The organism is Planomicrobium soli, from assembly GCF_003014655.1.
In the GTDB taxonomy this organism is placed as follows: Bacteria; Bacillota; Bacilli; order Bacillales_A; family Planococcaceae; genus Planococcus; species Planococcus soli_B.
Window position 1 is genome coordinate 139,585 of the sequence record NZ_PYAT01000009.1, and the last position, 12,865, is coordinate 152,449.

The following is a 12,865-nucleotide window of genomic DNA, read 5'->3' on the forward strand; positions in this document are numbered from 1 at the left end:
TTTATCCCGTTTTTCTAAAAAAGAACCAGGAAGTTATCCTGGTTCTCTTTAAGGCAGTATAGTTTCTCCCATGAGAAAACGGTCGCATTCACGGGCAGCTTCGCGTCCTTCGTTTATCGCCCAGACAATTAAGCTTTGGCCGCGGCGCATATCTCCCGCTGCGAAGACCCCTTCCACATTGGTCGTATATTTTCCGTATTCCGCTTTAACAGTGGAATTAGCTTCAGTTTCTACATTCAATTGCTGAATAAGGTGTTGTTGAGGACCGCTGAATCCTATCGCTAAAAGCACAAGGTCCGCTTTCCATACTTTTTCTGTGCCAGGAATTTCTTCCCGGATGCGGTTGCCCTGTTCGTCGATTTTCAATTTTACATTGACTGTATGGACTTCTTTTACATTTCCATCTTCATCGCCGACAAATTTCTTCGTCATCACGGCATAAGCTCTTGGATCTTCCCCAAAAACAGCTGCTGCTTCTTTTTGGCCGTATTCGACCCGATGGATTTGCGGATATTGCGGCCAAGGGTTTCCTACTTCATCGCGGATTGCCCCTTTTTTATCATAGACATCAAATTGGACTAGACTCTTGCAGTTTTGGCGTACAGCAGTTGCCAAGCAATCCGTGCCTGTATCTCCGCCTCCAATTACAATAACATCTTTTCCTTCCGCTGAAATAAAGTTGCCATCTTCCAAATTCGAATCCAGCAAACTTTTTGTGCTTGTATGAAGGAAATCCATTGCGTATTCGACGCCTTTAAGCTCTCGGCCTTCTACTTTAATATCACGATGGACTGTTGCGCCTGTACACATAATAACCGCATCAAAATCTGAGCGTAATGCCGAGACCGGATAGTTTTTCCCTACTTCCGTATTTGTTTGGAAAGTGATGCCTTCTTGCTCTAAAATATCGACACGGCGTTTGACTACGTCATAAGAAAGTTTCATCTCCGGAATTCCGTAAGTCAACAATCCACCCACTCGATCGCTTCTTTCGAAAACAGTGACCAAATGGCCAGCTTTATTCAATTGAGCGGCGGCTGCTAGACCTGCAGGACCTGAACCGATGACGGCAACTTTTTTGCCAGTTCGGGTTTTCGGTGGTTCTGGAATAACCCAGCCTTCTGCAAATCCTCTTTCGATAATTGAACGTTCAATCGTTCTAATGGCTACTGGCGGCTCATTAATTCCCAAAACACATGCACTTTCACAAGGGGCGGGACAAGCAAGCCCCGTGAACTCAGGAAAATTGTTCATTACATGTTCACGGCGCAGTGCTTCTTTCCATTGCCCACGGTATACGAGGTCATTCCATTCCGGAATCAGGTGATAAACCGGACAGCCAGTAGTCGTTCTGTCTATTTCCATGCCTGATTGGCACGTTGGCACGCCGCAATCCATACAACGGGCACCCTGTTCCTGTACTTCTTGCTCCGACAACGGCACTGAGTAATCGTTCCAATCCTTAGTCCGCTCTGCTGGACTGCGCTCTTTGAATGTCTGGCGATTGTATTCCATAAAACCAGTCGCTTTTCCCATTATATCCCCCCATTTCAATCTAGCTTTTAAAAGAGCTAAAGTGCAATCTCCAAAGAAGTTCTTTTATTTCCCAGCTCCAGCCATTTTGCTTTCTTCGAACGCTGCCATTTCAGCATCCATTTTTGTCATGCCGCTGCTTTGCAGTTTGTTGATGCGGTCATTGATTTTCAAATACGCTTTTGGAATAACCCGAACGAATTTAGCAGAGAATATCTCCCAATGCTCCAAAATCCGTTTAGCATTCTTGCTATTTGTGTAGTGCGAGTATTTTTCGATCATATTTCGTAACTCTTCGATTTCTGCAGGTTCTGCAAGAGGCTGCAAATGAACCAATTCCGGATTGCAGCGTACTGGGAATGTTCCATCTTCGTCAAGCACATATGCAACACCGCCAGACATACCCGCCGCAAAGTTTTTCCCGGTTTTGCCAAGAATCGCAACACGGCCGCCCGTCATATATTCACAACCGTGATCGCCGACGCCTTCAACAACAATATCGGCGCCGCTGTTACGGACCGCAAAACGCTCGCCAGCTACTCCATAAATATAGGCTTCACCAGAAGATGCCCCGTAAAAGGCCACGTTTCCAATAATAGTGTTCTTCTCAGGAATGAACGTCGAATCACTTGCCGGATAGACAATGATTTTCCCTCCAGACAAGCCCTTGCCCACAAAGTCATTGGCGTCACCAATCAGCTTCAATGTCATCCCTTTTGGAATGAAAGCACCAAATGCTTGTCCTGCTGATCCTTGGAAGTTGAAATTGATGGTGTCTTCAGGCAATCCTTCCGCCCCGTATCGCTTGGAAATGGCACTGCCGATAATGGTTCCCGTTGCCCGGTGAATGTTGCGAATGGCCGTTGTTACTTCTACCCGCTCGCCCGATTCGATCGCTTTTTTGCTGCGAGGCAACAGTTCTTGATAATCGAGCGTCTGTTTTAAGCCGTGATCTTGTTTGATGGTGGCATAACGGCCGACACTTTCCGGAAGATCCGGCTGATAAAGAAGCGCGGACAAATCCAGACCCCCAGCTTTCCAGTGATTCACAGCCTTATTCGCTTCAAGGACATCCGTTCTGCCAATCATTTCATTGATCGTGCGGAAACCAAGCTCCGCCATCAATTCGCGCGTTTGCCTTGCGATAAAGCGCATGAAATTAGCAACATGTTCCGGATTACCCATGTACTTTTTGCGCAGCTCCGGATTCTGTGTAGCAATGCCGACCGGACAAGTATCCAAATGGCAGACACGCATCATGACACAGCCAAGCACTACAAGCGGCGCAGTAGAAAAACCGAATTCTTCCGCTCCAAGAAGAGCCGCTGTCACAACGTCGCGGCCGGTCATCATCTTGCCATCCGTTTCCACAACAATACGGTCGCGCAAACCATTCAATAGCAGTGTCTGGTGCGTTTCCGCAAGTCCGATTTCCCAAGGCAAGCCGGTATGTTTCAAACTAGTTTTAGGCGCTGCTCCGGTTCCGCCGTCATAGCCGCTGATCAATACAACATCTGCACGGCCTTTTGCTACACCAGCAGCGATTGTGCCGACTCCCACCGCTGAAACAAGCTTGACACTGATACGAGCGGACGGATTGGCATTCTTCAAGTTAAAAATCAGCTCCGCCAAATCCTCAATGGAATAGATATCGTGGTGAGGAGGCGGCGAGATCAATTCCACTCCTGGTGTAGACCCCCGTACTTCCGCAATCCAAGGATAAACTTTTTTGCCCGGCAAATGACCGCCTTCTCCCGGCTTTGCCCCTTGTGCCACTTTAATCTGGATTTCATCAGCATTAACAAGATAGTGGCTAGTTACCCCAAATCGGCCTGATGCCACTTGCTTGATGGCGCTTCGGCGATTATCGCCATTTTCATCTAACGTAAAGCGCGATGGCTGTTCGCCGCCTTCTCCGGAATTGCTTCTTCCGCCAATGCTGTTCATGGCGATCGCCAGTGCTTCATGAGCTTCCGAACTGATGGATCCGTAAGACATGGCACCTGTTTTAAAGCGGGCGCAAATTTCCTCGATCGATTCCACTTCTTCAATCGGTACAGGCGTCCGTTCTTTGAAGGACAATAAGCCGCGGATCGACTGCAGGTTAGCTTTTTCATCCGTCAGCAATTTCGTGTATTTTTGGAACGCTTCGTAATTATTGGTGCGGCAAGCCTGTTGAAGCGTATGAATCGTGACTGGATTGTATTGGTGATCCTCGCCTTTTTCACGGTATTGGAATTCATCTCCCGCATAAAGCGCGCGGTTTCCTCCGTCCCGTTCAGGGTATGCTTGTGCATGGCGCATCAGTACTTCTTTGGCAATGATATCAATGCCGATGCCGCCAAGACGCGATGACGTACGGGTAAAGTATTTGTCGATAACATCCATGTGGATACCGACTGCTTCAAAAATCTGGGCGCCGCGATAACTCTGGATTGTGGATATCCCCATTTTCGATAATACTTTCACAATTCCATCGGTGACACCCTTAACGTAGGTTTTTTCCGCTTCTTCATACGTAAAACCGACGATATCTTCAATTGCAACAAGATCTTCGATAGATCGGAACGCCAAATAAGGATTAATGGCTTCAGCGCCATAGCCGAGAAGTGCCGCAAAATGGTGCACTTCCCGCGGTTCCGCCGACTCAAGGAGCAGGCTGACTTTTGTCCGTACCCCTTTTCGGATCAAATGATGATGCAAGCCTGATACAGCCAGCAGTGCCGGAATGGCCGCAAATTCACGGTTCACTCCACGGTCTGACAAGATAATCAAAGTCGCTCCATCCTTATGTGCAGCGTCCGCTTGCTCAAACAGCAACTCTAATTCCTGTTCCATAGCTTCATGTCCGCCAGCAGCCCGGAACAAAATCGGCAAGGTCACGGCTTTGAACTCTTTAAGCTTCTGTTGGCGCACTGCCTCTAATTGATGGTTTGTTAAGATTGGCGTTTCCAAGCGAATATGGCAGCTGCTTTCCTGTCCTGGCTGAACCAGATTCCCTTCGGCGCCGATTGTTGTACGCGCAGCAGTAATGATATGCTCCCTTATGGCATCCAACGGCGGATTCGTAACTTGAGCAAACAATTGCTTGAAGTAATTGTAGAGAAGCTGCGGCTTTTTCGACAGTACAGCAAGCGGTGAGTCATAGCCCATTGAACCGACCGGATCTTTCCCTTCGGTTGCCAGTGGTTTGATGATTTTTTGCAATTCTTCTGTGGTATAACCAAAAGCCTGTTGCTGTTCCAGCAACTCTTCCGTTACGTCATAACTCAGTTTTGATGCAGGTTCCGGAAGATCTTCCAAGTTGACCATATTGTTTTCAACCCAGTCTTTGTAAGGGAATTCTGCAGCAATCTGCAATTTTATTTCCTCATCTGGAATGATTTTTCCTTCTTCTAAATCGACCACTAGCATCTTGCCTGGCTGCAGGCGGTCTTTATAGACAATATCGTCCGCAAAAATATCCAACGCTCCAACTTCTGAACCAAGGACAATCATGCCTGTTTTTGTTACATAATAACGTGCCGGCCGCAAACCATTGCGGTCAAGGCATGCAGCAATTTGCTTCCCGTCTGTAAAGACCAAAGCGGCTGGACCATCCCAAGGTTCCATTAAAGTGCTGTGGAATTCATAGAAGTCCTTTTTCTCCTGCTTGATTGTCGGGTCGTTCACCCAAGGTTCAGGCACCATCATCATGGCGGTGTGGGCAAGAGAGCGTCCTGACAAGTGCAGAAATTCAAAACAGTTATCGAACATCGAAGAATCGCTGCCTGTTTCATCAATGACCGGCAGAACTTTCTGCAGATCTTTTTCGTTGAAATATGGTGAACTGCACATCGCTTGGCGTGCTCTCATCCAGTTTACATTTCCGCGCAGTGTATTGAATTCCCCATTGTGGATCGAGTAGCGGTTCGGGTGGGAACGCTGCCAGCTCGGGAACGTATTGGTACTAAAGCGGGAATGCACGAGTGCCAATGCTGATTTGAATTCAGGGTGATTAAGATCGATATAAAATGAATCCAATTGTTCTGGAATGAGCATTCCTTTATAAACGATTGTTCCAGCTGACAAGCTGCTGAAATACACATCTTTAAATTCTTCTTTTCCTGTCATTTCCTGCTCAATCCGCTTGCGGATGATATACAGTTTCCGCTCAAAAGCTTTTCGGTCTGCAAGTTCTTCCGCTGAGCTTATGAATATTTGGCGTATAACCGGTTTGGTTTTTTGTGCCACTTTACCGACAAACGCATCATTTACCGGAACCGCACGCCATCCCAAGCAACCTTGTCCTTCTTCGGCAGTAATTCGTTCAACAATTTTTTTCGCTTTCATTCTCAGATCATAGTCTTGCGGCATGAAGACCATACCGACGCCATACTTTCCTTCATCCGGAAGCTTGATGCCTTCTTTCTCACATTGTTTCAAGAAAAAACGATGAGGGATTTGCGTAAGAATTCCCGCCCCGTCGCCTGTACTGGTATCGGAAGACTGGCCTCCTCGATGTTCAAGATTACACAGTATATTAATCGCGTTTTGTACGATTGAATGCGATTTTTCACCATTTATATTAGCAATCATTCCTATGCCACACGCTTCATGCTCTTGATCTGGATGGTAAAGCCCCTGACGGACGGGATACTCTTTCTTCTTCATCAAATCGCCTCCTTTAGTTCAGTAAAGTATTTTAATTTTGAATAGTATATCACAGATTTTGAATAAATATAAAAGTGAAATAACAAAATTTATAAAAAATTTAATGTAAACGCTTTCAATAAAACCTTGATTAATTGCGCTTCTAAGTCCTATCCCCTGTATTTTATTTAATAAAAAAACCCTATTCGCAAATAGGGTTTTTTATGCATAATTATTAAGGTTTCACTTTTCATATGACCGGATCGCCTCTAAAAAGGCGTCTCCGTATTTCTCCAGTTTATTGGCGCCTACTCCATTGACTTCCAAAAAGCTGGCAGGTGTTTGAGGCCTGCGTAAACACATATCTTGCAAAGTCTTATCCGAGAAAATGACAAACGGCGGCACTCCCGCTTCGTCCGCTAATTCCTTCCGAACTTTCCGCAGCTCTTCAAACAACGGATCATTTTCCGAGAGTTGTTTGGTGACAACCGCTCCTTTACGGAGCACCTGCCTTTTTCCAAGCAGCACGTCCCGCCCGCCATCCGGAACATAAATCGTTGGATAGGCCCCTTGCTCAACAGCCAACAAATCTTGTGAAATCATAAATTCCATCAAGTTAGACACTTCTTTCGTGCTTTGATGTTTCAAAATGCCGTACGTCGACAGTTTATCAAAACCGAATTCAATCACTTTTTTATTGCGTGAACCAGTCAGCACTTGAGCCGTCAGCATCTTGCCAAATTTTTGCCCCATCCGGACAACACAGGATAATACCATTTGGACATCTTTTGTAACGTCCAGGCTTTCCCTTTCATCCAGACAGTTTCCACACCGTCCACACGGCTCAGCATCGGTATCGCCGAAATAATAAATGATGAATTGCTGCAAACAGTTTTCCGTATGGCAATAGTCAATCATTCCTTGAAGTTTTACAAGTTCACCGGGAATACGGCTTTGGTCTTGTGCTTGGTCGATTAGAAAGCGTTGGGTCTGGACATCCTGAGAGGCATATAAAACAATACATTCACTTGGCAACCCATCCCGCCCCGCACGTCCTGCTTCCTGATAATAACTTTCCATGTTTTTCGGCAACTGGTAATGAATGACGTAGCGAATATTCGATTTGTCGATTCCCATGCCAAAAGCATTGGTCGCGACCATGACCGTCACTTCATCATTCAAAAAGCGTTCCTGTCCGATTTTACGTTCTTCATCCGGCATACCTGCATGGTACTTTGCCGCTTTAATGCCTTTTTTCAACAGCATTTCATATACCGAATCGACGGTCTTACGGGTCGCAGCATAAATGATGCCCGCTTCTTTTTTATTTTTTTCCACATAATCTTTTACAAATCGTTCCCGGTCTTGTCCACGCACTACCGAAAATGTGAGGTTCGCACGTTCGAATCCAGTCATGACCGTATGTTCTTTATCGATACCTAAGATTCGGCAAATGTCATCCCGGACTTGCGGTGTCGCAGTCGCAGTAAGCGCCAGCACCGTTGGATTATTCGGGAAAAGTTCCATCATCCGGCTAATCAACCGGTAGCTTGGACGAAAATCATGGCCCCATTGTGAAATACAATGCGCTTCATCCACTGCAATTAACGGCACATGAACTCCCTGTAATTCATCCAAAAAAATTTGGGAGTCAAGCCGTTCTGGAGCAATGTACAGCAACTTGACTGTCCCTTGCTGCACATTATGGAGAGTTTCTCGGACTTCTTCAAAACCGAGCGAACTGTTGATATAAGCAGCCGGAATGCCAGCCGCCGTTAGTGCATCCACTTGATCTTTCATCAAGGAGATAAGCGGGGAAATAACGATTGTCGTCCCTTCCATTACAAGAGCCGGAATTTGGTAGCACATTGACTTTCCACCGCCAGTCGGCATCACACAAATCGAATTATGCCCCTCGAAAACTTGCGAAATCGCTTGTTCTTGGCCAGTCCGGAAGGCTTCATAGCCGAAATACGACTGCAGTAATTTTTTTGCTTCTTCCAACAAAATTAAACACTCCTAAAACTTCTTTCGTATACATCAGCTTACCACATTTTGTCCTGCTTTTTCTTTCTCCAAAACCGATAAAGTGGAATTCAGGACTTTCGAACTTTTCTCCAAAATTCAACTCAAACTAAAAAACCGCCCGACGAGTCGGGCAGTTTTTATACCACTTTTTCCAGTAGGAAGAAATAAGGCTGTTTGTCCGTTTTCCAATCCATCATGCAAAAAAGCAAACCGTCGTGCACTTTCCGAAAATGGTCATGTATCGGCAAGTTATCGTAAATCATTGTCGCAGTCATGGCTCCGCGATATTCCATCATGCGCATGCGTGCCTTCCCGCCAACCGCTTTTATAAGCTTTCGCTTGTCCAGCAGCGGTACCGGATCTACCGCAAACACATTTCCTTTTTTCCCTTCAAATAACAAAGGATCTACATTTTCTGCATCGTGAAATGCCTTGCCGTACCAGTTCAGTTTTTTTAATACCCCGTCTAAAGGATGGCCTGTATGGAACTCCCGCCCCCTCCAGGTACCAATCATCGTTTCCAGACCGGTCGTTTCACATGCGTCGAATATTCGGCAGGCCGTGTGCAAATCCGTTTTTCCTTGCTCGAGGATGCGTTGGATTTCTGTTTCACGGTTCACCTTAACCACTCCTTCAAATTTCCATTTCCCAGCGTTTCGCTTCTTCTTCCTTCATCTGCTGTTCCGTTTCCGATGGAAAAGCCGTCCGGAATTTATGGGAATCCAACGGAATAATTTCAACCATTTTCGCAATCATATCAGCAGGATCGTACTGTTGTTCAAGTGCTTTATCCCCTTCAGCCATACTATCTTTTTTCGTGAAGTGAACGTTTTCGTCATACCATTTCCACTTTGCCTCGGCGCTTCGGTCATTAAATCCTGTAGCGAAAGCACCTGGATTAATTGTGGCGACTTGTACACCGAATTCAACCAGCTCTTTTTGCATCGTAGTCGCAATTGCTTCAATGGCATGCTTTGTGGCGGTGTACGGACCCACATAAGGCGTTGCCATAATTCCGGCCATTGAAGATAGGAATATGATTTTTCCTTTCCGCTTTTCCACAAATTTCTTTGCGGCTATTTGAGCGGTTTCAAGTGTCGCGAATACATTTACGTCAAACAACTTCCGGAAATTGGCCATCGGCACTTCTCCAAGTGGTCCGCCTTCATTGATTGCCGCGTTTGCGACAAATATGTCAAAGTCATATTCAAGCATCTGCAGAAGGTCTCGCGGATTTGTAATATCCATTTTGAATACTTCAAGCTCCACTCCTTCCGCCTTTGCCGATTCCCTTAACGACGTGACTTGCGATGCTATTTCCACCGGTGCAATCACACGATGCCCTTGTTTGGCCAGTCCGATTGCCTTACCTTTTCCAAGACCGCTTCCAGCTCCGGTAATAAAAATCGTTTTGCTCATCAAATCTGCCTCCTGTTAACTTATTACTTCTCCCCCTTTACTTCCCTTAGGCAGACGAGTTAAACAATGCCGAGTTAACTGAGCCACCAATCTCTTGTTTCAAATTCTTCCGCATATCTCGCATATTTTTGCAAAGCATCTTTTAAAGTTTTTTCATTTTTAGCAAGCATCCGTTCTCTCGCTTTCTTCCGCTTGAAGCGGAGGCTGTAGGCTTTTTGCGCTGCATCATATGCTTCCTTCAACTCTCTGAACTCCACTGCCACATCTCCATCAGGATCAGATAACAAAGATGCCAGCAACCCAATTTTATGGTAAAGTTCCTCGACTGTATAACGGTCCTGGTCACGATGCAAAAGCCCGGCAACAATAAAGCTCGGCAATTCTTCGTCCACGCCTTTTGATAGATCCGTCAACAACTCGATCATCACCCTCCGATTGCTTGCCAGTGACAACACATAAAAAACATGCGGAATTTCTTCAATCGCCGTAGCAGCAATAAATTCATCGATTTCTTCTATAAACTTTGCAGGTTCGATATGTCCAATTAACATCCCCAACCGATAAGTTTCATATAATACATATCTGTCCATAACATCACCTGCTCTTAATGAAGAAATAAAAATAATTAATAGGATTTGTCTCATGAAATTTTATGCATAGTCGTTTTATTGTTTTCTTTATCCGCCTGCTAATCTCCTGCTTAATACAGGTGGACACAGGAATCAAATAAATAAAAAACCGCCTCTATTAACAGAGGCGGGCACGTTTTCCTAATAAGCAATGAGACGCTTTAAACCGAAGTTGATCCATAGCTTCCCATCCGGCGTTTGACTTGGATATAAGAAGCGGCTTCTGCAATTTCTGCTTGATCTAATGGCTTGTCATCTAATAAGAAAGTATATTCATTTAATATAGAAGAATTTTGTATATTTACATTGAAAGTTCGTTCAACACGTCCTAGCAAACCATCGACCGAGACGTTAAAATAATCAGCTATAATTGCAAGGTGGCTGACAGATACTTGTTTCTTGCCACTCTCGTATGCCCATACTGTACTTTTCGCAAATCCTAATTCTTCAGCTAAAGCCTCCACTGACATCCCTTGCTGTTCTCTAAGACCTTTGATTTTTTCAGCTAATAATTCCATATCTTTTCCCGCTTTCTCTTTATAAAATTCTAACTATTTAAAATATACTGCATGCACTGCATAAACACAATATATTTATATAATACTTTTTAAAAAATGTGAATATTTAGTTAAAAAAAGTTATATTATGTAATTTATTGTAAATATTTAACTTTTTTATAATATATATTGCAATTTATTTTCTTTTTACTTGTGCTGGACTTAAATTTAGAACGTTTTTTTTATCTTTAAGTTAAGTAAAATGGATTATAACTTTTTTAAAAAAGCATTTTAAATAATTACTATTTTTAAAACAATTTAAATTTACTCTTTAATAACCACTATTTACTCATTTTTTAAATTATTTTTGATTTTCAATTCCAGAAAAAGTATTATATTAATATAAATTAAAAGGAGGTTGCACAATGTCTGACCATTATACAAAGCATGATATCGTGAACAGCGTACCGCAAAAAGGGTTTTTCGGGCATCCTAAAGGACTATTCACATTATTCTTCACAGAATTTTGGGAGCGGTTTTCATACTATGGTATGAGAGCCATTCTTGTATATTATATGTACTACGAACTTTCCCAGGGAGGACTGGGACTAGACCAGACGCTTGCACTGTCAATCATGTCCATTTACGGTTCCTTGGTTTATATGTCCGGAATTATTGGAGGCTGGCTGGCCGATAGAGTGTTTGGTACTTCGAAGGCCGTCTTCTATGGTGGTATTTTAATCATGCTTGGGCATATCGCATTGGCAATTCCAGGCAGTCTGTCCATGTTTTTCGTTTCAATGGTGTTGATAGTCCTTGGTACAGGATTGTTAAAACCCAATGTCTCCAGTATTGTTGGTGAAGTCTACGCGGAAAAAGATGAACGCCGCGATGCCGGCTTCAGCATTTTCTATATGGGAATCAATCTCGGCGCATTTCTTTCTCCATTAATTGTCGGCAAAGTAGGTATGGATATCGATTTCCATCTCGGTTTCGCCATTGCTGCAGTCGGCATGCTCTTTGGTCTTATCGTGTTTATTGTTACCAAAAAGAAAAACCTTGGACTTGCAGGCACTGTAATTGCCAGTCCCTTGTCTGCTGCTGAAAAGAAAAACTTCATCAAAATCTTCATTAGCAGCGCTATTGCTCTTGCTGCCATCGTTTACTTTGGCATCCAATACGGCTTTTTAACATTTGACAGCTTTATCGCCACGGTCGGTGTTCTGGGAATTTTAATCCCTACTATTTACTTTATTGTTATGTACCGCAGCAAAAAGACATCTGAAGTTGAACGCTCACGCATCTTGGCGTATATTCCGCTATTCATTGCATCAGTGATGTTCTGGGCGATCCAAGAGCAGGGGTCAACAATTCTTGCCGCTTATGCGGACACGCGGACAGATTTATCATTCGCAGGCATTACGATTTCCCCTGCTTGGTTCCAATCATTGAATCCGTTATTTATTATTACACTGGCTCCTGTATTTGCTTGGCTTTGGGTACGACTTGGCAGCCGCCAACCGTCCATTCCACAAAAATTTTCACTCGGGTTGCTGTTTGCCGGTTTGTCATTCCTGGTCATTTTGCTGCCAGCTTACTTTGGCGGTTCAAACACATTAGTCAATCCTTTATGGCTTGTACTTAGTTACTTGATTGTTGTTCTCGGCGAATTATGCTTATCGCCTGTCGGTTTATCTGCGACAACCAAATTGGCTCCTGTTGCATTTTCAGCGCAAGCAATGAGCTTATGGTTCCTGTCAAATGCAGCTGCCCAGGCCATCAATGCGCAACTGGTGAAATTCTATACGCCTGAAAATGAAATGATGTATTTTGGATTGATCGGCGGAGCTTCTATCGTTTTAAGTATTGTCTTGTATTTTGCTTCTCCAACAATCCAGCGCTTTATGAAGGGCGTACGATAACAAATAAAAAAAGGCTGTCGAGAGATTCTGAGGCCACTGAAAAACCCTAAGAAAAAGCATCAAATTTCTGATTTTAGAAATTTGGTGCTTTTTTTGTTGTATACTGGTTTTAACTTCAAGGAGGGATAACCATGATGCCAGACAGACCGTCCATGAAACCCAGTCCTTATGCCGCCCTTTATGATCTTGTCATCCCCCACGACCA

8 protein-coding genes are annotated in these 12,865 nt (G+C 44.2%); 1 reads left to right on the forward strand and 7 read right to left on the reverse strand.

Annotation, left to right across the window (positions count from 1 at the left end; translation table 11 throughout):
- Window positions 1–48: 48 nt before the first annotated feature.
- The 7 genes from B0H99_RS12750 to B0H99_RS12780 form a co-directional block, all read right to left on the reverse strand.
- The gene (locus tag B0H99_RS12750; RefSeq protein ID WP_106534064.1) at window positions 49–1,536 is read right to left on the reverse strand and encodes a glutamate synthase subunit beta; all 1,488 of its coding nucleotides are present in this window, start codon (window positions 1,534–1,536) and stop codon (window positions 49–51) included.
- Between the two features lie 63 nt (window positions 1,537–1,599).
- Window positions 1,600–6,186 carry a glutamate synthase large subunit gene (gene gltB / locus B0H99_RS12755; RefSeq protein WP_106534065.1) on the reverse strand — a complete coding sequence of 1,529 codons (4,587 nt, stop codon included), beginning with the start codon at window positions 6,184–6,186 and terminating at the stop codon, window positions 1,600–1,602.
- 222 nt (window positions 6,187–6,408) lie between these two features.
- Entirely contained in the window at window positions 6,409–8,172 is a 1,764-nt protein-coding gene (recQ, locus tag B0H99_RS12760) for a DNA helicase RecQ (RefSeq protein ID WP_106534066.1), read from the reverse strand.
- 158 nt (window positions 8,173–8,330) lie between these two features.
- Window positions 8,331–8,813: a DUF4334 domain-containing protein gene (locus B0H99_RS12765; RefSeq protein ID WP_219905824.1), complete on the reverse strand. Its 483-nt coding sequence runs from the start codon at window positions 8,811–8,813 to the stop codon at window positions 8,331–8,333.
- Window positions 8,814–8,826: 13 nt separating this feature from the next.
- The gene (locus B0H99_RS12770; protein WP_106534067.1) at window positions 8,827–9,612 is read right to left on the reverse strand and encodes an SDR family oxidoreductase; all 786 of its coding nucleotides are present in this window, start codon (window positions 9,610–9,612) and stop codon (window positions 8,827–8,829) included.
- 74 nt (window positions 9,613–9,686) lie between these two features.
- Window positions 9,687–10,202, reverse strand: coding sequence for a hypothetical protein (locus tag B0H99_RS12775; protein ID WP_106534068.1), 516 nt, complete (start codon window positions 10,200–10,202; stop codon window positions 9,687–9,689).
- A gap of 200 nt (window positions 10,203–10,402) precedes the next feature.
- The gene (locus B0H99_RS12780; RefSeq protein WP_106534069.1) at window positions 10,403–10,759 is read right to left on the reverse strand and encodes a helix-turn-helix domain-containing protein; all 357 of its coding nucleotides are present in this window, start codon (window positions 10,757–10,759) and stop codon (window positions 10,403–10,405) included.
- 404 nt (window positions 10,760–11,163) lie between these two features.
- Between B0H99_RS12780 and B0H99_RS12785 the strand changes: the two genes are divergently transcribed.
- Window positions 11,164–12,660, forward strand: coding sequence for a peptide MFS transporter (locus B0H99_RS12785; RefSeq protein WP_106534070.1), 1,497 nt, complete (start codon window positions 11,164–11,166; stop codon window positions 12,658–12,660).
- The last annotated feature ends 205 nt before the right edge of the window (window positions 12,661–12,865 follow it).